General features: G+C 71.1%; 22 protein-coding genes. 11 read left to right on the top strand and 11 right to left on the bottom strand.

Annotated elements, in window-relative coordinates; all coding sequences use genetic code 11:
• Positions 1-17 precede the first annotated feature (17 nt).
• A complete protein-coding gene (locus OG867_RS07560) occupies positions 18-1,640 on the bottom strand; it encodes an adenosine deaminase (protein WP_406283781.1) in 1,623 nt (540 codons plus the stop codon).
• 324 nt (positions 1,641-1,964) lie between these two features.
• Between OG867_RS07560 and OG867_RS07555 the strand changes: the two genes are divergently transcribed.
• The 3 genes from OG867_RS07555 to OG867_RS07545 all read left to right on the top strand — a co-directional run bounded on the left by OG867_RS07555 (position 1,965) and on the right by OG867_RS07545 (position 4,858).
• Positions 1,965-2,819: a GH25 family lysozyme gene (locus tag OG867_RS07555; protein ID WP_406283779.1), complete on the top strand. Its 855-nt coding sequence runs from the start codon at positions 1,965-1,967 to the stop codon at positions 2,817-2,819.
• Between the two features lie 91 nt (positions 2,820-2,910).
• Positions 2,911-4,038, top strand: coding sequence for a glycoside hydrolase family 3 N-terminal domain-containing protein (locus OG867_RS07550; RefSeq protein WP_406283777.1), 1,128 nt, complete (start codon positions 2,911-2,913; stop codon positions 4,036-4,038).
• Between the two features lie 88 nt (positions 4,039-4,126).
• Positions 4,127-4,858 carry a nitroreductase family protein gene (locus OG867_RS07545; RefSeq protein WP_406283775.1) on the top strand — a complete coding sequence of 244 codons (732 nt, stop codon included), beginning with the start codon at positions 4,127-4,129 and terminating at the stop codon, positions 4,856-4,858.
• Positions 4,859-4,870: 12 nt separating this feature from the next.
• On the opposite strand, the gene OG867_RS07540 is transcribed toward OG867_RS07545, so the two are convergent.
• On the bottom strand, positions 4,871-5,560 hold the full coding sequence (locus OG867_RS07540; protein ID WP_406283773.1) for a hypothetical protein: 690 nt from the start codon (positions 5,558-5,560) through the stop codon (positions 4,871-4,873).
• 33 nt (positions 5,561-5,593) lie between these two features.
• On the opposite strand from OG867_RS07540, the gene OG867_RS07535 reads away from it, so the two are divergent.
• Positions 5,594-6,250 (top strand): class I SAM-dependent methyltransferase, encoded by a 657-nt coding sequence (locus OG867_RS07535; RefSeq protein WP_406283771.1) that lies wholly within the window; start codon positions 5,594-5,596, stop codon positions 6,248-6,250.
• On the opposite strand, the gene OG867_RS07530 is transcribed toward OG867_RS07535, so the two are convergent.
• Both OG867_RS07530 and OG867_RS07525 read right to left on the bottom strand, forming a co-directional pair.
• A complete protein-coding gene (locus tag OG867_RS07530; protein WP_406283769.1) occupies positions 6,247-6,498 on the bottom strand; it encodes a DUF397 domain-containing protein in 252 nt (83 codons plus the stop codon). The two genes, OG867_RS07535 and OG867_RS07530, sit on opposite strands and share 4 nt — an antisense overlap.
• Positions 6,495-7,322 (bottom strand): helix-turn-helix domain-containing protein, encoded by an 828-nt coding sequence (locus OG867_RS07525; RefSeq protein ID WP_406283767.1) that lies wholly within the window; start codon positions 7,320-7,322, stop codon positions 6,495-6,497. The genes OG867_RS07530 and OG867_RS07525 overlap by 4 nt, the downstream gene beginning before the upstream one ends.
• A 111-nt stretch (positions 7,323-7,433) precedes the next feature.
• Between OG867_RS07525 and OG867_RS07520 the strand changes: the two genes are divergently transcribed.
• Positions 7,434-7,883, top strand: coding sequence for an ATP-binding protein (locus OG867_RS07520; protein ID WP_406283765.1), 450 nt, complete (start codon positions 7,434-7,436; stop codon positions 7,881-7,883).
• A gap of 101 nt (positions 7,884-7,984) precedes the next feature.
• The gene (locus OG867_RS07515; protein ID WP_406290822.1) at positions 7,985-8,482 is read left to right on the top strand and encodes a GNAT family N-acetyltransferase; all 498 of its coding nucleotides are present in this window, start codon (positions 7,985-7,987) and stop codon (positions 8,480-8,482) included.
• 42 nt (positions 8,483-8,524) lie between these two features.
• On the opposite strand, the gene OG867_RS07510 is transcribed toward OG867_RS07515, so the two are convergent.
• From OG867_RS07510 to OG867_RS07500, 3 genes are all read right to left on the bottom strand, one after another.
• Entirely contained in the window at positions 8,525-8,782 is a 258-nt protein-coding gene (locus OG867_RS07510) for a Txe/YoeB family addiction module toxin (RefSeq protein WP_406283763.1), read from the bottom strand.
• The gene (locus OG867_RS07505) at positions 8,779-9,036 is read right to left on the bottom strand and encodes a type II toxin-antitoxin system Phd/YefM family antitoxin (RefSeq protein ID WP_032763654.1); all 258 of its coding nucleotides are present in this window, start codon (positions 9,034-9,036) and stop codon (positions 8,779-8,781) included. Before OG867_RS07505 ends, OG867_RS07510 begins: the two co-directional genes overlap by 4 nt.
• A gap of 413 nt (positions 9,037-9,449) precedes the next feature.
• Entirely contained in the window at positions 9,450-10,043 is a 594-nt protein-coding gene (locus tag OG867_RS07500) for a VOC family protein (RefSeq protein WP_406283761.1), read from the bottom strand.
• Between the two features lie 194 nt (positions 10,044-10,237).
• Here OG867_RS07500 and OG867_RS07495 point away from each other — a divergent pair, with 194 nt between their 5' ends.
• The 3 genes from OG867_RS07495 (at position 10,238) to OG867_RS07485 (ending at position 12,987) form a co-directional block, all read left to right on the top strand.
• Positions 10,238-11,812, top strand: coding sequence for an FAD-dependent oxidoreductase (locus tag OG867_RS07495; RefSeq protein WP_406283759.1), 1,575 nt, complete (start codon positions 10,238-10,240; stop codon positions 11,810-11,812).
• Positions 11,813-11,895: 83 nt separating this feature from the next.
• Positions 11,896-12,438 carry a DinB family protein gene (locus OG867_RS07490; RefSeq protein ID WP_406283757.1) on the top strand — a complete coding sequence of 181 codons (543 nt, stop codon included), beginning with the start codon at positions 11,896-11,898 and terminating at the stop codon, positions 12,436-12,438.
• Positions 12,439-12,468: 30 nt separating this feature from the next.
• The gene (locus tag OG867_RS07485; protein ID WP_406283755.1) at positions 12,469-12,987 is read left to right on the top strand and encodes a proline dehydrogenase; all 519 of its coding nucleotides are present in this window, start codon (positions 12,469-12,471) and stop codon (positions 12,985-12,987) included.
• A 43-nt stretch (positions 12,988-13,030) separates the two neighbouring features.
• Here the strand turns inward: OG867_RS07485 and OG867_RS07480 are convergent, their stop codons facing one another.
• Positions 13,031-13,651 (bottom strand): YceI family protein, encoded by a 621-nt coding sequence (locus OG867_RS07480; RefSeq protein ID WP_406283753.1) that lies wholly within the window; start codon positions 13,649-13,651, stop codon positions 13,031-13,033.
• A 224-nt stretch (positions 13,652-13,875) separates the two neighbouring features.
• Between OG867_RS07480 and OG867_RS07475 the strand changes: the two genes are divergently transcribed.
• A complete protein-coding gene (locus tag OG867_RS07475; protein WP_406283751.1) occupies positions 13,876-14,415 on the top strand; it encodes a hypothetical protein in 540 nt (179 codons plus the stop codon).
• 78 nt (positions 14,416-14,493) lie between these two features.
• Positions 14,494-15,561 carry a DUF4185 domain-containing protein gene (locus OG867_RS07470; RefSeq protein WP_406283749.1) on the top strand — a complete coding sequence of 356 codons (1,068 nt, stop codon included), beginning with the start codon at positions 14,494-14,496 and terminating at the stop codon, positions 15,559-15,561.
• A 57-nt stretch (positions 15,562-15,618) separates the two neighbouring features.
• Here the strand turns inward: OG867_RS07470 and OG867_RS07465 are convergent, their stop codons facing one another.
• Genes OG867_RS07465 through OG867_RS07455 form a run of 3 tightly spaced genes read right to left on the bottom strand, consistent with a single transcriptional unit; the run spans position 15,619 to position 19,137 of the window.
• The gene (locus tag OG867_RS07465; RefSeq protein ID WP_406283747.1) at positions 15,619-16,374 is read right to left on the bottom strand and encodes a copper homeostasis protein CutC; all 756 of its coding nucleotides are present in this window, start codon (positions 16,372-16,374) and stop codon (positions 15,619-15,621) included.
• The gene (locus tag OG867_RS07460; RefSeq protein WP_406283745.1) at positions 16,371-17,894 is read right to left on the bottom strand and encodes a M81 family metallopeptidase; all 1,524 of its coding nucleotides are present in this window, start codon (positions 17,892-17,894) and stop codon (positions 16,371-16,373) included. The genes OG867_RS07465 and OG867_RS07460 overlap by 4 nt, the downstream gene beginning before the upstream one ends.
• Before the next feature lie 22 nt (positions 17,895-17,916).
• Entirely contained in the window at positions 17,917-19,137 is a 1,221-nt protein-coding gene (locus tag OG867_RS07455; RefSeq protein WP_406283743.1) for an ROK family protein, read from the bottom strand.
• Positions 19,138-19,370: the final 233 nt, after the last annotated feature.

Raw genomic sequence — 19,370 nt, 5'->3', positions numbered from 1 at the left:
CCCTTCCTGCACCGTCCTCAGCGACCCCCGTGGGCCCGCTCGAACGTGGCAAACGCCGCCTCCTGGCGCCACTCGGTCGCCGCCTTCGGGCTCCCCGCGAGGTAGTCCGCACAGCGCGCGCCCGGGCGGCCGTCACCGGGGCGGTCGGCGCGGCAGGCCGCCACCATGCGGTAGCCGGACGGCGCGGTGCCGGTGGCCCACAGGCTGCGGCCGTCGCGGAAGGCGTACTCCAGCGAGGCGCGGGCCAGGTCCTTCAGCTCGGTGTACGAGAGACGGTAGGTCTTCGCCGCGTACTGGTACTCGTGGCTGATGTCGATCCGGGAGACGCCCGGGTCGTCCGTGGAGAGCACGATCGGCACGCCGTAGCGGCGGTACGCGTTGAAGGGGTGCTCGTCGCCCGCGATGCCGAGGATCTGCTTGTTGCTGGAGAACGGCACCTCGACGGCCACGTGGCGCCGCGCCATCGTCCGGGCCAGCGCGCGCCAGTCGTCCTCGTGCACCAGGTCGACGCCGTGGCCGATGCGCTCGGCGCCGGCGACCCGGACCGCCTCGTTGATGTGGAAGGTCAGGTCCTCCGGCTTGACCAGGCCCGGGGCCAGCTCACCGGCGTGCAGGGTGAGGTGGGCGCCCGGGTACTGCCCGCGCAGGTACTTCAGCATCCGCATCTGGAGGCTGTAGTTCTCCAGCGAGCTGTCCCAGTCCTCCGGCTGTACGAGGTTGACCGCGACGAACCTCGGGTCGCGCTCGGCCAGCCGCATGCCGACGGCCATCTGCGTGAACACGCGGTTCGGGGCGCTGCCCCGGGAGACCTGGGAGATCCACCGGACGGGCAGCTTGCAGGCGGGGGCGGGGCGCGGGGTGTCGCAGTGCGCGGCCTCGCGGAACTGCGCGTCGCTGTCGTCGGCCTCCTGGACCGCCTCGTCGATGACCTTGTCCAGCTTGCCGCCCGCGACGAGCTTGCGGTGGAACGCGGCGAAGTCGGCGTCGTAACCCACCGCGTCGGCCAGTGCCTTGGCGCTGTCCGAGGCCGGGCTGACCATCGTCTCCAGGTAGAACTGGTTCTGCTTCACCACGCTGCTCGCGACGTTGGCGAGCATCTTGCCCCGGGTGTACCAGGTGGCCATGCCGAACTTGCCGAAGGTGTCGAAGAAGTGGTCGTGCCCGGACTCGTCCGCCGGGAAGTCCTGCATCGACCAGGCCCGGATGATCTGCTGCCGGAACGCGGCGTCCGTGCGCGCGTCGGAGGCCGGCCGGGCGCCCGGGGCACACGGCGACGCCACCGCGGTCATCGTCGCGTCGATGCAGAGCCCCTGCTCGATCGCGAGCTGGAGCAGGTATTCGGTGGTCACAGCGCCGGACAGGTGATTGTGCAGGTCACCGCCCTTGGGCAGCTCCTTGAAGAAGGACCGCAGCTGAGCGGGCCGCTCCCGCAGTGCGTCCAGGTAGGCGGCGGTACGGCGTTCGGCGGGCGTCACCGGCCGGGGCGCCGCATACGCGGTGGCGCGTACGGCGCTGTCGCGCGCGGGAGCGGCGGCGGTCGCGGGAAGCGCCGGGACCAGACTCAGCAGCGCGAGCGCACCGCCGAACCCGGCCAGCACAGGGGACTTGGGACGGCGGACCGTCCGGTTGGTAGAGATCACCGAGGCATGATCACCCTCGCCAAGGTCATTTGCCCCCGAATCATGCCTTTGAGAGAGAACGTCCACCCGATCGAGTGGGGACGCGCCTGGCGGGCCGGTCCGGGCGCGCCGAAAGTTCCGCGGGGCGGCGGGCGTTCACGCAGTTCACGGCGACGGATAGCGGTCTAGACCACTAACGAAGGGTGGAAACTATTTACCGGAGGGGCGCTTCTGTGGCTGACTGTGTCGTGTTCGCGACAAGTAGACGCGCGTAGACCCATGCGTGAAGCGTGCTGCCCGAGCGGCCGGCCACGGCCGCTTCCCCCCACCAGCAGGAGGCTCCTCATGATCACTCGCAAGAGACTCACCGCGGCCGGTGTCCTCGGTACGAGCGCGGCGCTGCTGCTCGGCCTGATGTCCGGCACCGCCTCGGCGGCGCCCCGCCACGACAACCCCGTCCCGCTCGGCAAGGGGTACATGGGCGTCGGCTACGTCCAGGACAGCAAGGACTTCAAGCCGGACACCCGGCAGCTGCACCTCGGCGCGCAGCCGGACGCCGGCCTCAAGGCGAACCCCGAGGGCGTCGACGTCTCCAGCTGGCAGGGCGGCATCAACTGGAGCTCGGTGCGCGGCGCGGGCATCGAGTTCGCCTGGATGAAGGCCACCGAGGGGCTGACGTACAAGGACCCGACGTTCAGCGCCAACTACCTGAACGCCTACAACGCGGGCGTCATCCGGGGCGCGTACCACTACGCCCGGCCGGACGTCTCCGGCGGCGCGGCGCAGGCCGACTTCTTCGCGAGCAACGGCGGCGCCTGGTCCCGCGACAACCTCACGCTGCCGGGCGTGCTGGACATCGAGGGCACCTGCTACGGCTACTCGCAGGCGTCCATGCAGCAGTGGATCCTCGACTTCTACAACCAGTACAAGGCCCGCACCGGCCGCGACGTCGTGATCTACACCAGCCCGAGCTGGTGGAACACCTGCACCGGCGGCTGGAGCGGCATGTCCGCCCGCAGCCCCCTGTGGGTCGCGAACTGGACCACCGGCACCCCCAGCATCCCGGCGGGCTTCCCCTACTACACCGTCTGGCAGTACACCTCCACCGGCGGGGTGAGCGGAGTCTCCGGCAACGTCGACCGGGACCGCTTCAGCGGCGACCGTTCCCGCCTCCTCGCCCTGGCGAACAACACGCCGTGAACGTAAACGTATAGGTGTACGAGCCGGAGCGGCCCGGTCAGGCCGCTCCGGCCCTCGCCCGCCCCCATGACCGTTCACGAAGGAGCACCTCATGACCCCACCCCTGAGCAGGCGCGGCGCCCTGATCGCCGGGGCCGCGGCCCTCGCCGGAGGTCTGGGCCCGGCGGCGGGCGCGGCGGACGCCGTTCGGCTCCCGAAGAGCACGCGCCCCCGCTTCGCCGCCCTGTCACCCCTTCAGCGCGCCGGGCAGCGCGTCATCCACTCGTACCCGGGTCTTACACCCCCCGCCTCCCTGATGACGGCCATCGAGCAGGGCCACACGGCGGGCGTCATCTTCTTCGGCGAGAACGTCCAGAACCTGACGCAGATCGAGGGCGTCATCCGGTCCATGGAGAAGGCCCGCGCCTCGTCCCCGGTCAAGGCGCCGCTCCTCCTCATGACCGACCAGGAGGGCGGCATGATCCGCCGCCTGCCGGGGGAGCCCGTCAAGTCCGCCAAGGACGTCGGCGCCTCCTCCGACCCGCACTACTGGGCCGACTTCACCGGCAGCGGCGCGGGCCTGAACCTCGCGGGCGTCGGCATGAACGTCAACCTGGCCCCGGTCCTCGACGTGTACCGCACGGCCGGGGACTTCACCGACCAGTACGCGCGCTCGTACAGCAAGTCGGCCGCAGCCGTGGCCAGTTGCGGGGCTGACTTCATCACCGCCCAGCAGCGCGAGGGCGTCGCCGCGACCGCCAAGCACTTCCCGGGCCTGGGCCCGGCGACGGCGAGCCAGAACACCGACCTGCGGTCCGTCACGATCACCACCTCCGCCGCCACCCTCCGCAGCGTGGACGAGGCCCCGTACCGGGACGCCATCGCGGCGGGCGTCAAGCTCGTCATGCTCTCCTGGGCGGTCTACACGGGCCTGGACTCCGCCCGTCCCGCCGGTCTCTCACCGACCGTCGTCGGCGAGCTCCGCAACCGGCTCGGGTTCAAGGGCGTCACCGTCACGGACGCGCTGGAAGCGGGTGCGCTCTCGTCCTACGGCAGTACGTCGCAGCGCGCCGTCAAGGCCGCCGCCGCCGGGATGGACCTGCTGCTCTGCTCGGCCCGCAGCGTCTCCCAGGGCGACGAGGCCGTCACCGCCCTGGCCGACGCCCTGGGCGACTCCCTGGACCCCACGGCCTTCGATGCCGCGGCCGCCCGTGTGAACGCGCTGCGCGGGGGGCTGTGAGGGGCGGCCGCCCGGCGCGAGGGGGTGCCGGGCGGCCGCTTCCAAGGGGCCTTACCGGGGCGGGAATCGAGTCGTAGACTCCGCGATCATGACCTTCGAAACGATCTACGCCGACGCGCCCTCTCCCGACGGCCCCGCGCTCTTCCCCACGATGTCCACGATGCGCGCCATGCGCCGCCTCAAGCCGGACGCCGTGCCGGACGAGACCATCGACCAGCTCATACAGGCCGCCGTGTGGGGGCCGAGCGGCGGCAACATGCAGTGTTACGAGTACGTGGTCGTCACCGACCGCGCGGTCATGGCCGAGCTGGCCCCGCTCTGGAAGCGGTGCGTGGACGCCTACCTCGCGACGACCGGCAAGTACGCGCCGGAGGGCATGGACGACGCCGCGTACGGGCGGATGGTGGCGGCGATCGAGCACCAGCGCGACCACTTCGCGGACACTCCCGCGCTGATCATCCCCTGCTACAAGTTCCCCGAGCCACAGTTCGACGAGGAGGGCCTCGGCGTCTACGCCGCCTCGCTCGGCCCGGCCGGTCTCGACCACATGGCGAACACCCAGACGCGCTTCCAGGCGCTCGCGGAGGGCTCCTGCGTCTACCCCGGCGTCCAGAACATCCTGCTCGCGGCGCGGGCGCTGGGGCTCGCGGCCAACATCACCATCTGGCACCTGATGCTGGAGCAGGAGTGGAAGGACGCCCTCGGCATCCCTTCGGACATGCACACCTTCGCCGCGATTCCGGTGGGGTGGCCGCAGGGCACCTTCGGCCCGGTCCGCCGCCGCCCGGTGGCCGATGTGATCCACCGCGACCGCTGGTAGCGGCCGCCCGCGTTAGCCGGCGGGAGCCGGGTCGAAGCCCAGACCGTAGCCGTCCTTGCCCATCGTGATGCGCAGGGTCGTGTAACCGGGCTCGCCCTGGTTGCCGAACTTGCTCCAGTACTGGCAGGTGTAGCCGGTGTCGGCGCCCATCGGGACCGCCTTCGCCGCGGGGAGCTCGTCGCAGGCGAGCTTGCTCGCGTCGGTGCGTCCGGACTCGGCGCCGTACTGCTCGTTGAACGAGTCGTACACCGCCTCACCCACCAGCAGGCCCTTCTTGGGCGTGGCCTCGAAGAAGACGAGCGCGCTGCCCTTCTTGGCCGAATCGCTGATCTTGACCTCGTAGGGGACCTCGACCCCCTCGTACGTCGCCACGCACGTGCTGACCGCACCGGCCTTCTGGTCCACACCGTCCGGGCACGTGGCGGCGGTCTTACCGGCCACCCGCGCCGAGCGGAGCACCTTCTCCCGCAGGTTGTGCCCCACCTTCTCGGCGAACGGCGCGTCCATCGCCGGGGCCGGGGCGACCTTGAGCTTCTCGCCGGCCTCACGCTGGGGGACGACGGTGGGGCGAGGGCCGTCGATGGCGACGGGCAGGGCCTTCTGCGCCGCGCCGTCGGCCGCGTCGCCGCTGTCGGAGGAGCCGCAGCCCGCGAGGAGCAGACCCGCAGCGGCCAGTCCGACAAGAATCTTCGTCTGTTTCATAAAGGGAGAGTAAAGGAGCGGTACGGTACGGCGATGACCGGCCCCATGGCGTCACCCGCACCCGGCAGCTCCGCCGACGTCGTCCGTACCTGGGACGCGCGCGCGGACCACTATCTGCGGCTCTTCCGCGACGAGTTGACGGAGAAGCCGCACGACCTGGAGGTCCTGCGCGCGTTCGCGGAGCGGGTCGGTGCGGGCGGCCGGGTGTACGACGCGGGCTGCGGCCCCTGCGGCCACGTCACGGCCCTGCTCGCGGCGCACGGCCTCGACATGCTGGGCATCGACCTCTCACCCCGCTGCGTGGCGCTGGCGCGCCGGGAGCAGCCGGGCGTGCGGTTCGCGGTCATGGACCAGGGCGCGATCACGGGCGGCCCGCTCGACGGCCTGGTCGCGTACTACTCGCTCCACGACCAGCCGAAGCACCGGCTGCCCGACACGATGGCGTCCTGGGCCGCCGCGATACGCCCCGGCGGCGGGCTGCTCATCGTCGCGAAGGAGGGCGAGGGGGACGGCGTCATCGCCGACCCCTTGGGCAGCGATCTCCGCGTCTACTGGGCGGAGTTCACCGCGTACGAGCTCCGCAGGGCGACCCACGAGGCGGGCTTCACGACCGACGACTGCACGGTCCGCGAGGCGTACGAGAACGAGATCCCGGCCCGCCGCGTCTACCTCGCGGCGACGAGGCGCTAGACGTTCGCCCGGAGGAAGGCGTCCCAGGCGGCGGGCGGCACGGTGAGCATGGGCCCGTCGGTGACCTTGGAGTCCCGGACGTGCACGGCGGCGGGGTGCGCGGCGACCTCGACGCAGTCGCCGCCCTGACTGCTGCTGTAGCTCGACTTGCGCCAGTCATAGGCGACTTCGAGGCAGTTGCCGCCTTCGCTGCCGCTGTAGCTTGACTTGAACCAGCTGAGGCCGGTGCCGTGTGCTGCGCGGGTCATGTCTCTCCAAGCAGGTCGTCCATTAGGCAGATGCTCTCCTCGGGCGAGTGCGCCTGCGACCGGAGCATCCCACATTTCTGCTGGAAGACGCTGACTTCCTCGGCGTCGTCCACGAGGAAGCTCACACGCTGCCCTTCGATGTACGCGAGTTGATCGTGATCCGAGGTTTCGAGGAGGACCATCGGTCCGTCGAGGGCGGCATGAGTGCGGCGATTCGTCGGCATGATCTGGATGGTCACGAAGGGGAGTTCGGCGACCTCGCGCAGTCGCCTGATCTGCTCGCGCAGGACGTCGGGCCCGCCGATGGGCCGATGGAGGATCACTTCCTCCAGGAGGAAGCTCAGCATGGGGCGAGGCTTGCGGTCCAGCAGGGCCTGCCGCTGCATGCGGTTCTTCACCCGTTCCTCCACCTCCTCCGGTTCAAGCGGCGGGTAGGAGGACTTGAAGACTGCTCGTGCGTAGTCCTCGGTCTGGAGGAGCCCCGGCACAAGCTGGTTCTCGTACGAGTGCAGCGCTACCGCGTCCTGCTCGTACTCCACATAGTCCTGTACGAAGAGCGGGAACCGCTCCTTCTCCGGCACCTTCTCCACGGCGACCTTCAAGGCGCCCTTGGTTTGCAGGAGTTCATCCAGGAGCATGGCGAAGTCCCGCTGAAGCAGTCGCCGCCCTTGCTCGATCGATGCGATCGTGTCGTCGCTGACGCGGCACTGATCCGCGAGGGTCGCCTGAGTTAACCCGGCCGCTCGTCGGAACATGGACACCTGAGCGCCGATCAGGTGCCACGACGTAATCCGCTTCCTCTTCGCCTGCTTCGCTTGCTCCATGTGGTGCCTCTCCCCGTTCAAGCCGCGTGATGACCCGTCAGTGGTCGTACATCGACTTCGTACGACCTGACGCGGTGCACAACGGTAGTGACGTTGTGTGACCTTCGTCTCATGAACGAAGTAACTCAACTCCTCGAATTCCGCGAAGCCTTCTACCGCCGGGAGCGCAGGTCCGTGCCGCTCGTACGGAAGTTCGTACGGGAGGCCCTGGCCGACTGGGCGTGCGAGGAACACCACGTGAACACCGACGACGTGCTGCTCTGCGTGAGCGAACTCGCGACCAACGCACTCGTACACGGCGTACCGCCGGGGCGCGGCTACCGCCTGTTCCTGCACTGGGACCGAGCGGAGGCCCGACTCCGGATCGAGATCCACGACAGCGGCGACGGCGAGGTCCCGGAAACCGCCCCCTCCCCGGACCCCACGGCGGAACGCGGCCGGGGCCTGATGCTGGTGTCCGCCCTGGCGGCCAAGTGGGGCGTCGGCGAGCGCAACCCCGGCAAAATCGTCTGGTGCGAGTTCGCCGCCCCGGCGAGGCTGTTCGCCGAGATCCCGCGCTGAGCGGCGGGTATGGGTGCCTGGTCCGGCACTCGGGACCTCGCGCCTACGCTTGCCCCATGCCAGAGCGCACTCCCCGTTTCGCCGTATACCGACCGCGCGTGATGCCTCACCCAGTCCCCGTCCTGCCCGAACTCGCAGAGGCGAAGCAGGAGGACGCCCCCCACCTCGCCTGCCTCCAGGTCCATGCCCGGGGCGGGGAGGCGTCGCATTGGGCCGGTCCAATCTCACGGGCCATCAAGGACGGACGCGCCACGGTCGTTCTCGCGAGGGTCGACGGGGAACTCGCCGGATACGCCCGCGCGACCTTCCTGCCGGAGCACCCGGACGACGGCGCGCCCAGCGGCCACTACCTGACTGGGGTGACAGTTGCCGAAGGCTGGAGGCGGCGGGGGATCGGCGCTGCGCTGACGCGCTGGCGGATGGCCTGGGCGTGGGAGCGAGCTGCGGAGGTGTGGTGCTTCGTGTCCGTACAGAACCGGGCTTCCCGCAGCCTGCATGAGGCGCTCGGCTTCATCGAGGTCCAGCGCGCGGCCAGTCTGCAGGGTGTGGCCTTCGATTGTGGCGAGGGTCTCCTCATGCGGGCTCACTCCCCGCGCTGAATCTTGATGCGCTGGAGTATTTCTGACAGACCGCATGAGGAGTCAGTAGTGGTCGCGGGCCTGGATGATCTCCAGGCCGCCGGAGTCGGTGACGCGGTAGACCAGCCGGTGTTCCTGCGTGATGCGGCGGGACCACCAGCCGGACAGGTTCCCTTTCAGGGGCTCGGGCTTGCCTCTGCCTTCGAAAGGGGTCCGTTTGATCTCCTTGATGAGGTCATTGATCCTGCGGAGCGTCTTGCGGTCGGTGTCCGCCCAGTGGGTGTAGTCCTCCCACCCGTCGTCCGAGAACGACGTCTTCACGCGTCCTCCGTGTCGATCAGGTCTCGGACGGTGCCGCGTCCGGCATCCATCTGCTCGATGGAGCGCATGAGGCGGGCGGCGTTGCGGGGGGAGCGCATCAGGTACATCGTCTCCTCCCAGGCGTTGTAGTCCTCCTCGGACATGATCACGACGGTGCCCGCCTTCGAGGTGACGCGCTCCGGGGCATGGTCTTCGGTGACGCGACGGATCAGGCCGAAGAAGTCCTTCCGCGCTTCGCTTGCGTTGATGGTCATGGGTTCCTCCTGCGTATGTCGCTAACCCTCCATGAAACGTACTTAAAACGGTACCATAAGCGTACGTTATTCGGTACGTGAAGGTTGCGGTCTGGCGTCTACGCGGATCTCTTGCCGCATCGGCAGGGGTGTTTGCCGCGCGGGTCGTTCCGGAGCCGTCCGAGGCCCTCGCGGATCGCACCAGGCAGTCGCCGGGACGACGGGGTAGGCGCCGGGCGCTTGCGGGTCCCGGACCGGGCGGGTTCCCGTCGGCATCAGTTATGCGCTGCGGAGGCTGTCGCAGGGGGGCGATGCGTGGGCTGTTCCGGGGTCACGGCCTGGAGCCGACTGCGGGACCGGGCCGACGCCGGCGTCCGGCCCCGCCCGCACGCCGCGCTGCTGACCGAACTGCGCCGCGCGGGCCTGCTGGAGGGTTACCCGGTGACGTGGAACTCGTTGCCACCGGCGTCGAGGAACTCGCCGGGTTCCCGGTCGCGTCGAGTGACTTCCAGCCGCAGCCTGTTCCGCGCCTCCTTGGGCGCCGCAGGCGGCCCCATCACCAGTGAGACCGTGCTCGCGGGCGTCCGGCGCAGCCGGACGCCCCAATCGTGGGACTCGACCGCGTGCCAGTCGGCCTGGGCCTGCCAGAAGGTCCGCTGCGCAGAGCGCTCCTCCTCCGAGACGTCGAGGCAGATCGCGACGAGGCCGGAGTCGGCGACCACGCCAGGGTGACCGGGGCGCAGCACACAGAACTCGTTGCCCTCTGGATCCGCCAACACGTCCCACGGAACGTCCCCCTGGCCGATGTCGGCCCGCGTCGCACCGAGTGCGAGCAGGCGTGCCACCTCGGCCTCCCAGTCCGGCCCCCCGGCCAGGTCGAGGTGGAGTCGGTTCTTGTGTGCCGCCTTCGGCTTCGTGGTCGGCGCGCACCGCAACTGCAGCCCGCCCGTCCGTCCCTGTGTCGCGTCCAGCCAGAAGCGGTCCATGCGCGCGACGTCCAGCGCGTCGATCACGATGCCGGTCAGCATCCCGTTCCCCCAAGCCGTCGACCCCGTCGTCTGCTCATTGTCGCTGTCGCTGTGGTCGGCGTCAGCTCCGGGCCCCAGGTCGGAAACACCCGGCCGACCAGGGTTGCCCAGCGCAGTTTTTTTGCCGCACCGGCAAGGATGTTTGCCGGGACCCGGGGTCGCGCGCACCATCTCCGTACATGGAGGAGGTTCGCATGAGCGACAACACGCAGGCGTACGACGTAGTGGTGATCGGTGGCGGGGCCGCCGGGCTGAGTGGGGCGTTGGCCCTGGGGCGGGCGCGGCGGTCCGTGCTGGTGATCGACTCGGGGAGTCCGCGCAACGCGCCCGCCGCGCATGTCCACAACTACCTGGGGCGCGAGGGCACCCCGCCCGGCGAGCTGCTGGCCATCGGGCGGGAGGAGGTCGCCGGGTACGGGGCCGAGGTCGTGACCGGCGAGGTCACCGTGGTCGAGCGGTTGCCGGAGCACTCCGGGTTCCGGGTCGTCCGCGCGGACGGGACCGCCGTCACGGCGCGGCGGCTGCTGGTCACGACCGGGCTGACCGACGAGCTGCCGCCGATCCCGGGCCTGGCCGAGCGGTGGGGCCACGAGGTGCTGCACTGCCCGTACTGCCACGGCTGGGAGGTGCGCGACGCGGCGATCGGTGTCCTCGCGGTCAGCCCCATGGCCGTGCACCAGGCCCTGCTGTGGCGGCAGTGGAGCGAGGACGTCACGCTCTTCCTGCACGACGGGGTCGAGCCCACCGACGAGGAGTACGAGCAGCTCGCCGCGCGCGGCATCGCGGTCGTCGACGGCGAGGTCGCCGGCCTGGAGGCGACCGACGACCGGCTGACCGGCGTCCGCCTCGCGGGCGGCCGGGTGGTCGAGCGGGCGGCCGTGGTCGTCCAGCCGAGGTTCACGGCGCGCTCCGGCGTACTGGAGAGCCTGGGGCTGCGCCCCGTACCGCTGGAGATGGGCGGGCACACACTCGGCTCGTACATCGAGGCGGACCCGACCGGCGCGACGGCGGCGTCCGGGGTGTGGGTGGCGGGCAACGTCACCGGCCTCATGGACCAGGTCATCGGCGCCGCCGCGGCCGGGCTCAAGGCGGGCGCGGCCATCAACGGGGACCTCGTCACCGAGGACACCCGGCGCGCGGTGGAGGCCCGCAACGCGCCCTCCGACGCGGAGATGTGGGACAACCGGTACCGCGAGAGCCACCGCATCTGGAGCGGCAAGCCCAACACCGTGCTCGTCCGTGAGGTCGAGGACCTGGCGCCGGGCCGGGCGCTGGACCTGGGGTGCGGGGAGGGCGCGGACGCGGTCTGGCTGGCGGGCCGGGGCTGGCACGTCACCGCCACGGACATCTCGCGCGTGGCGCTCGAACGGGCCGCCGAGCACGCGGCGGAGGCCGGGGTCGCCGACCGGGTGGACTGGCGGTTCCACGACCTGGGCGCCACCTTCCCCGAAGGGGCGTACGACCTGGTCTCGGCGCAGTTCCTGCACTCCATGGGCGACCTTCCCCGGGAGCGCATCCTGCACCGCGCGGCCCGCGCGGTCGCCCCGGGCGGGGTGCTGCTGATCGTGGGGCACGCGGGCTTCCCGGCCTGGGACGACCGGCACGCCGACATGAAGCTGCCGACGCCCGACGAGGTGCTGGCCTCGCTGGAACTTCCGGAGGGGGAATGGGAGGTGCTGCTCAGCGAGGAGCACGAGCGCGTCCAGAACGACCCGGACGGCAACCCCGCCACCCGTACGGACAACGCCCTTAAGGTCAGGCGGCGTTGACCGCGCGTATAGGAACGATGCTGGCCTAAAGGGCTCGTACTGTCATTCCTGACGGCGGAACAGGAACGACGGAAGGCAGAACCATGAACGCCAGCGAGACGGCCACCGCGATCACCGGCGCGGACGAGCGGGTGGACCTCCTGGAGGCGCTGGGCAAGCAGCGGCACTTCCTGCGGTTCACCACCCGCGACCTGACCGACGAGCAGGCCGGGCAGCGGACCACCGCGAGCGAGCTGTGTCTCGGCGGCCTGGTCAAGCACGTGACCTCGGTCGAGCGGGGCTGGGCCGCGTTCATCGTGGAAGGTGCCGCCGCGATGCCGGACTTCAATGCGATGACCGAGGCCGACTTCGCCGAGCGGGCCGACGAGTTCACCATGCTGCCGGGCGAGACGCTGGCGGGCGTGCTCGACGCGTACGAGAAGGTGGCGGCGGCGACCGACGAACTGGTCGCCTCGCTGCCGGACCTGGGCGCCGCGCACGCGCTGCCGAAGGCCCCGTGGTTCGACGGGGACGCGAAATGGTCGGCCCGCAGGACGCTGATGCACATCATCGCGGAGACCGCGCAGCACGCGGGCCACGCGGACATCATCCGGGAATCCCTGGACGGCTCGAAGTCCATGGGCTGAGGTGGCCCCAGCGGCGGCACAATGGCGCGCATGGATGCCGAAGTCGCCGCGCTGATAGGGGCCGCCGTCGGCTCGCTCACCACTCTGGGGGCGGCCTTCGTCACCGGGCGGACGGCGGCGCGCTCCCAGTACGACCAGTGGCGCAGACAGCACCGCAGGGACGCGTATGTGGCGTACCTCGGGGCCCTGCACGACCGGGACATCGCCCTGGACGCCGTCTTCGAGGCGCTGCGGCCGGAGCGGCCGGACCTGGCGGCGGTGGACGAGCGGGTGGCGGTGTTCGTCGGGCTGGCCCGCGAGGTGCACCGGGCCGCCGAGGTCGTCCTCGTGGAGGGGCCGGACGCCATGGTGGCGGCGGTCGGCGGGGTGGGCCGGGCGTCCGGCGAGCGCGCCGAGCTCATGCGGCGGATGGTCGCGGACGCCCGCGCCGGGGACACCACGCACAAGGCCGCGCACACCGCGTCGGCCGCCCGGCGCGACGAGGCCCTCCACCAGTCGGTGAAGGGCCTTCGTGCTGCCGCCGCGCGCGTGCTGGACGCGCCGCGCTGAGCGGATCACGCCTGCGGGGCGGCCTTGATCCGCCGAACAGGCGCTACGCCTGCGGGGCGGCCTTGATCGCGGAGATGTCGAAGGTCAGCTTCACCTTGTCGCTGACCATGACGCCGCCGGTCTCCAGCGCCGCGTTCCAGGTCAGGCCCCAGTCGGAGCGCAGGATCTCGGCGCCGCCCTCGAAGCCGACGCGCTCGTTGCCGTAGACGTCCTTCGCGGAGCCGTTGAACTCCAGGTCGATGGCGAGCGGGCGGGTCACGTCCTTGATGGTCAGGTCGCCGGTGACGCGGTACTTGTCGCCGCCCAGCTGCTCGGCGGAGGTCGAGCGGAACGTCATCAGGGGGAACTTCTCGGCGTCGAAGAAGTCGCCGCTCACCAGGTGGCCGTCGCGGTCCTTGATGCCGGTGTCCACGCTGGCGATCCTCACGTCGATCGAGGCCGTGGAGCCGGCCGGATCGCTGCCGTCGAGCTTCAGGGAACCCTCGTGGTCGGCGAAGGAGCCGCGTACGTTGGTGACCATGGCGTGACGCACGGTGAAGCCGATGCTGCTGTGCGCCGGGTCGATCGCGTAGTCGCCCGTGAGAGCCGCCAGGGCGGGGTCGACGTCGGCCGGGGTCGTGGCGGCGGCAGCGGCGTTGTCGGACTTGCGGGTGAACAGAGCCATGGCTCCTCCTCAAAGACCTGGCCGAGTGGGCTCGACCTGTTGTTTAACCTTCAACGAATTCGACTGTAGACCCATCTTGTTCAAAGTTCAACATCTATGGCGAAGGCTGTCGCGGCGTCCGCGATCTGTTCACGCGGCCGTTACGTGAGGCCCCCTGGCGACGCGCGTAGAACTGGGGCACTATCTCCCTGCCCCTTTGTCATGCACAGGAGGAGAGTCCCCCCATGGTCTTCCACGCGCCCCACGTCTCCCGGATGACGCTGCGCCCCGTCCTGACCGCCCTCGCCCTGGTGCTCGGCGTCCTCTTCGCGCCCGGCTTCGGCCTGGTGAGCGGCACGACCGACGCGTACGCCGTCACCAAGCTCACCCACAGCCAGGCGACCTCCCGCTTCAGTTCGTCCGGGGTCACCTGGTCGTCCTCCGGCGGCTGCTCCAACCGGAACGTCTCCACCTGCACCTCGTTCGACCAGCTCAACCTGCCGACCGCGCAGGGCGCCCAGACCCTGAAGAGCGCCACCGGCTGCGCCCTGAACATCACCGGCGGCACGGAGACCGGGCACGCCGGCGGCACGTACTCGCACTGGAACGGCTACAAGCTCGACTTCGGCAAGACCACCTGTCTCACCAACTACATCAAGGGCGTGTTCAGTTACATCGGCCTGCGCGGTGACGGCGCCCCCCAGTACAAGTCCGGCTCCGGCAACGTCTACGCCGACGAGGGCAACCACTGGGACGTGACCTACTACAACTGCGGCGGCTGCTGACCCGGCCTCCTCGCGCGAGTGCCCCCGTCCGTACGGGCGGGGGCACCCGCGCTCCCCGTACCCCCCACAGGAGTCGCCATGAACGCCATGAACCCGAGCCGCCGCGCCCTGCTGCGCACCGGCGCCGGAGCCGCCCTCGCCGCAGCCGGCCTCGCCGCGGGAGCCCCGGCCGCGAGCGCCGCGTCCCTCGTCACCGGCGGCAAGGTCCGCAATCTCACCGGCCCGGCGGAGACCGGCCGCTTCGCCGCGCCCTGGACCGACCTGGGCATCCCGGCCCGCTGCCCCGACGGCTCGATGCTCCTCGTCTGCGGCGACACCTTCGACGGCGGCGGGGTCGGCGGACCCGACTGGCGCGCCCCCGTCGGACTGCGCGCCTCGAATCCTTCCCTCGGCTCCCTCGTCATCGACGGGAGCGTCGGCGGCGCCCACGCCGACGGGCTCGTCCCCGAGGGGCACGCGGGCGGCACCACGGCCATCCCGTCCGACGTGTTCACCGTCGGCTCCACGATGTACATGCACCTGATGCGCGGGGTCATCTACCGCACCCACCACTCGGACTTCTGGCGCTCCGACGACAACGGCACCACCTGGCAGTACCTCTGCCAGTGGCCGGGCGACCAGTACGGAGGCCAGTTCCAGCAGAAGACGTACGCGGTCGCCGACGACGGGTACTGCTACGTCCTGTCCACCGCGTTCAACCGGGACGTCACCTCGGGGCTGCTGCTCCACCGCGTACGGCAGGACGCCCTCGGGAACCCCGCGGCCTACCAGCCCTGGGGGTACGCGGGCGGGGTCTGGGCCTGGGGAAACGCGCCGACCACCATCACCGGGGCCCGCCGCTGGGGCGAGATCTGCTTCCGGGCCATGGGCGGCGCATACGCCCTCACCTGGCTCAACATGGCCCCGCTCGACATCAGGGCGCAGGTCTTCGCGCTGCCCACGTCGGACCTGTTCACCACCCCGGAGCAGACCGTGATCGTGCCGACCGTGCCCGGTCTGGAGGTGGGGAACGCGGTCGCCAGCCCGTACGGCGGCTTCATCGTTCCCGGATCGACGTTCGCGGACTTCCACCTCGCCGTCAGCCAGTGGTTCGACAACCAGAACTACCGGGTCATGCAGTACCGCATCAACGGACTCGCCGCCTGAACGCACGTGTGAGGGGCGCCCCTCGACTCAGGGACGCCCCTCACACGTGTACGTGGGTCAGGCCGCCGCGTCCAGCGCCTGCCGCGCCCGCGCGACGACACCGGGGTCGGTGACGAAGTGGGTGTCCTGCTCGGCCGACGTGCCGCTCGCCCCCATCGGGACCCAGGTGGCACCGGGCCGGCGCGGCGCGCTGACCTTCGCGGAGAGGTGGACGGAGGCGACTCCGGCGGCGACGAGGGCCGGGATGTCGCCGAGGCGCACGCCACCACCGGCCATCACCTCGACGCCCGGAGCGGCGGCGGCCATCGCCGCGATCGTCGCCAGGCCCTCCGCCGCCGCGGGCGCGCCGCCCGAGGTGAGGACCCGGGTCAGACCGAGCGCGGGCAGCAGCGCGGCGGTGGCCACCGGGTCGGCCGACTGGTCGATGGCGCGGTGCAGGGTCACGTCCACCGGGCGCCCCGACGCCCGTGCCGCCTCGGCGAGCCGGGCGACCGCCGGGACGTCCAGGGTGCCGTCGGCGGTGAGCGCGCCGACGACCACCCCGGCGGCGCCGGAAGCGATCACGGACCGTACCTCGGCGGCCATGAGGTCCAGCTCCTCCGCCTCGTGGACGAAGTCGCCGGGCCGGCACCTGACGAGAACCTGCACGGGCAGCCCCTCTGCCGCGACCGCCTCGACCAGCGCCGCCGACGGCGTCACGCCACCCAGCTCCAGCGCGGTGCAGAGCTCGACCCGGTCGGCGCCGTTCTCCCGGGCGGCGCGGGCGCCGGCCGGTGAGGTGACCGCGATCTCCAGGGCGGGACGGGGGCTCATTCGTCGTCCCCGGTCAGCGGCTGGTCGGAGGCGGGGATGATGCGGGCCGACAGGTCCGGGTCGGCCATCTCGCGGTCGAAGGGGAACATCGGGCGGCGGATGCGGTGGTGGCCCAGACGCACCAGGTCCTGGTCCACGCCGCCGGGGGTGAGCGCCATCTTCCAGCCGACCGACATGTCGAAGAGCTCGGGCTCCAGGTAGCCGATCTTCACGATCACGATGTCGGCGCCGCGCGGGTCGAGGCCGAGGTCGGTGAAGTCGTGCTCGTGGTGGTACGGCTTGCGCAGCTCGGTGAGGATCGCGTACACGCTGCCCACCCGGATGACGACCTCGGTCCGCGCGTCGCGGTCGCCGTGCCGTACCGAGTGCACCGTGCCGGTCAGGGTGACCGGGCCCGCGTGCCGGTCGTCCACCTCGGCCCCCGCGGTGACGGTGACGGTGGCACCGACCCCGGCGGCGGCGGCCTTCGCGACGGCGGCCGGTCCCGGCACCGAGGCGTAGATGGCGGTCGGGCCGTCGGCCTCCCGGAACTCCGGGCGGGCCAGGAGCCGGGTCAGCCCCCAGGTCATGTCACCGGAGCCGCCCGCGGTCGGGTTGTCCCCGGTGTCGCTGATGAAGTACGGGCGCCGGTCGGAGCCCAGCGCCTCGTCCAGGATTCCGTCGAAGGTGCCGGTCGGGGCCACGAACTCGAAGTCGTCGCGGGCCTTCCAGAAGCCCTGGGCCAGGCGCTCGGCGCCGGCCGCCACGGCGGCCCGGTCGCTGCCGGTGACCACCACGGCGGCACGGTTGCGGGGCTCGTCGGCCCAGGCGTAGCCGACCCAGATCGCCGCGTCGGTCACGCCGTCCACGGCCTCGACGTCGGCCACCGCCGCGTACACGCTCTTCGCCGGCTCGATCCGGGTGGAGGTCTGCTCACCGGCCAGCAGTACGGGGACCGGCACCCATGCCTTGACCGGGCGGGGCGCGCCCGAGGTCAGCAGCTCGACCAGATTGCGGGCGGCCCGCTCCTTGGTCTCCATGTGGTCCTCGTGGGGGGCCAGCCGGTAACAGGTGATCAGGTCGCTGCCGTGGACGAGTTCACGGGAGACGTTGCCGTGCAGGTCCATCGAAGTGGAGACGATCACGTCGGGGCCGACGGTGGCGCGGATGCGGTCCAGCAGGACGGCCTCCGCGTCGTCGACGCCCTCGACGGTCATCGCGCCGTGGATGTCGTACCAGAGGCCGTCCGGGCGGGGCAGCGCGGCGAGCCGTTCGATCAGCTCGTCGGTCAGCTCCTGCCAGGCGGCGGCGGTGACGGTGCCGCCCGGCAGCGACTTGCCCACCAGGGCGCCGTGCCAGTCGGCCGCCTCGCGCAGCTCCTCACCCGGGGCCAGGAAGGGGTAGCGGTCCAGCACTTCCGCGCCGCGCGAGGGGTGGAAGGCGGCGGCCCGGGTCCGGGCGGGGGAGAAGGTGGAGGACTCGATGCCGAGCCCGGCGATGGCGATGACCGGGCGGGACGCGGCAGTGCGGGATTGCGACATGGCTCCTCGTAGGGGTCGGGCGTCAGGGGTGGCGGGGGGCGAGTGCGCCGATCCGGTCGGTTCCGCCCACCTCGTGCAGGGCGTGGGCCAGGGCGCGCTGGAGGGCGAACTGTCCGGCGCCGACCAGTCCGGCGTCGGCGCCGAGCCTGGTCCGCTCGATGGTGAGGTGCTCGGTGACGAGCGGATGGCAGCTCTCGTAGAGCCGGCTGCGCACAGCGGCGACGAACTGCTCCAGGGTGGAGAGGATGCCGCCCAGGTAGACGGCGTCCGGGTTGAAGAAGTTGACGTTGGCGGCGAGCACCTGGCCCAGGTAGTCGCCGGCCCTGCGGACCGTGCGGGTGGCCAGCGGATCGCCGTCCAGGGCGAGACGGGCCACGTCCTCGGTGCTGTGCACATCGGCGCCGCGCTCGCGCAGGATGCGCACCAGCGCGGCGCCGGACGCCACCGTCTCCAGACAGCCGGTGTTGCCGCAGGAACAGGGGATGCCCGCGCCGGCGTCGATCCGGATGTGGGTGATGTCCCCGGCGGCGCCCTGGGCGCCCCGGTACAGGCGCCCCTCGACGATCACGCCCGCGCCGATCGCGGAACCGATCTTCACCATGATCGTCTGGGCGCTGCCGTCGGGCCGGACGGTGTGCTCGCCGACCGCCATGCAGTTGGCGTCGTTGTCCACGGCCGCCGGGACGCCGAAGCGCTCCTGGAGCCATGCGGCGACCGGGAAGCGGTTCCAGCCCGGCATCCGCGAGGGCCGGACGACCGAGCCCGACTCGGTGTCGACCGGTCCGGGCAGCGAGAGCCCGACCCCGCGCAGGCGGCCGGTTTCGCGCCGGCCGGCCAGGGCCTCCAGGGCCTCGGCCAGCCGGGGCAGGGCCGCCTCCGGTCCGTCGGCGATCAGGAAGGGGACCGTCGAGACGTCGGTCAGGCCGCCGCCCGGAAGGACCACGCCGATCCTGGCGTGCCGGCCCCCGAGATCGGCGGCGACGGCGAAATCGTCACGGCTGCCGACCCGCAGCGCCCTGCGGGGGCGTCCGCCCGTAGAGGACTGGGTGCCTTCCTCGGCCACCAGACCGCGGTCCACCAGGTGCCCCACGGCGAGGGAGATGGTGGAGGCGGCGGCCCCCAGACGCTCGGCGAGTTCGGCGCGTGACGTTGCCTGGCCCGAACCGATGAGTTCCAGAACACGCACGGCGAGGGACGGGGTCCCTTTGGTGGCCTTGCGGTCCCACGCACTTATTCCAGTCATGTACAAAGTTACTTCCGCAACGGGGTATGTGGCGCAGACGATACGCCCGCACTTCGCACAGGGGAACAGTGAGATGTAGGAAGTACGTCACCCGCAATACCTCTTATATCCCCTCAATCCACCCCAAGAGGTCGGGATATATCGGGCGGGATGACTTTCGTCGAATGTGCAGTAACTTACTTGTTACTCATTCTTGTTTGTTTCTTCGACGGCTGCGGCGTTAGCTGTCGTGA

The organism is Streptomyces sp. NBC_00209, from assembly GCF_045206345.1.
GTDB lineage: Bacteria > Actinomycetota > Actinomycetes > Streptomycetales > Streptomycetaceae > Streptomyces.
Note: the sequence above shows the minus strand (reverse complement) of the source record. Positions and strands in the feature narration are given on the sequence as shown.

Excerpts from the sequence above, each read along its gene's own strand:
- OG867_RS07480 (WP_406283753.1), bottom strand. The coding sequence starts at position 13,651 with ATGGCTCTGTTCACCCGCAAGTCCGACAACGCCGCTGCCGCCGCCACG.
- OG867_RS07555 (WP_406283779.1), top strand. The coding sequence starts at position 1,965 with ATGATCACTCGCAAGAGACTCACCGCGGCCGGTGTCCTCGGTACGAGC.
- OG867_RS07455 (WP_406283743.1), bottom strand. The coding sequence starts at position 19,137 with ATGACTGGAATAAGTGCGTGGGACCGCAAGGCCACCAAAGGGACCCCG.
- OG867_RS07515 (WP_406290822.1), top strand. The coding sequence starts at position 7,985 with ATGCCTCACCCAGTCCCCGTCCTGCCCGAACTCGCAGAGGCGAAGCAG.
- OG867_RS07460 (WP_406283745.1), bottom strand. The coding sequence starts at position 17,894 with ATGTCGCAATCCCGCACTGCCGCGTCCCGCCCGGTCATCGCCATCGCC.
- OG867_RS07500 (WP_406283761.1), bottom strand. The coding sequence starts at position 10,043 with ATGCTGACCGGCATCGTGATCGACGCGCTGGACGTCGCGCGCATGGAC.
- OG867_RS07470 (WP_406283749.1), top strand. The coding sequence starts at position 14,494 with ATGAACGCCATGAACCCGAGCCGCCGCGCCCTGCTGCGCACCGGCGCC.
- OG867_RS07490 (WP_406283757.1), top strand. The coding sequence starts at position 11,896 with ATGAACGCCAGCGAGACGGCCACCGCGATCACCGGCGCGGACGAGCGG.
- OG867_RS07545 (WP_406283775.1), top strand. The coding sequence starts at position 4,127 with ATGACCTTCGAAACGATCTACGCCGACGCGCCCTCTCCCGACGGCCCC.
- OG867_RS07495 (WP_406283759.1), top strand. The coding sequence starts at position 10,238 with ATGAGCGACAACACGCAGGCGTACGACGTAGTGGTGATCGGTGGCGGG.
- OG867_RS07540 (WP_406283773.1), bottom strand. The coding sequence starts at position 5,560 with ATGAAACAGACGAAGATTCTTGTCGGACTGGCCGCTGCGGGTCTGCTC.
- OG867_RS07530 (WP_406283769.1), bottom strand. The coding sequence starts at position 6,498 with ATGACCCGCGCAGCACACGGCACCGGCCTCAGCTGGTTCAAGTCAAGC.
- OG867_RS07505 (WP_032763654.1), bottom strand. The coding sequence starts at position 9,036 with ATGACCATCAACGCAAGCGAAGCGCGGAAGGACTTCTTCGGCCTGATC.
- OG867_RS07465 (WP_406283747.1), bottom strand. The coding sequence starts at position 16,374 with ATGAGCCCCCGTCCCGCCCTGGAGATCGCGGTCACCTCACCGGCCGGC.
- OG867_RS07475 (WP_406283751.1), top strand. The coding sequence starts at position 13,876 with ATGGTCTTCCACGCGCCCCACGTCTCCCGGATGACGCTGCGCCCCGTC.
- OG867_RS07525 (WP_406283767.1), bottom strand. The coding sequence starts at position 7,322 with ATGGAGCAAGCGAAGCAGGCGAAGAGGAAGCGGATTACGTCGTGGCAC.
- OG867_RS07485 (WP_406283755.1), top strand. The coding sequence starts at position 12,469 with ATGGATGCCGAAGTCGCCGCGCTGATAGGGGCCGCCGTCGGCTCGCTC.
- OG867_RS07535 (WP_406283771.1), top strand. The coding sequence starts at position 5,594 with ATGACCGGCCCCATGGCGTCACCCGCACCCGGCAGCTCCGCCGACGTC.
- OG867_RS07550 (WP_406283777.1), top strand. The coding sequence starts at position 2,911 with ATGACCCCACCCCTGAGCAGGCGCGGCGCCCTGATCGCCGGGGCCGCG.
- OG867_RS07520 (WP_406283765.1), top strand. The coding sequence starts at position 7,434 with ATGAACGAAGTAACTCAACTCCTCGAATTCCGCGAAGCCTTCTACCGC.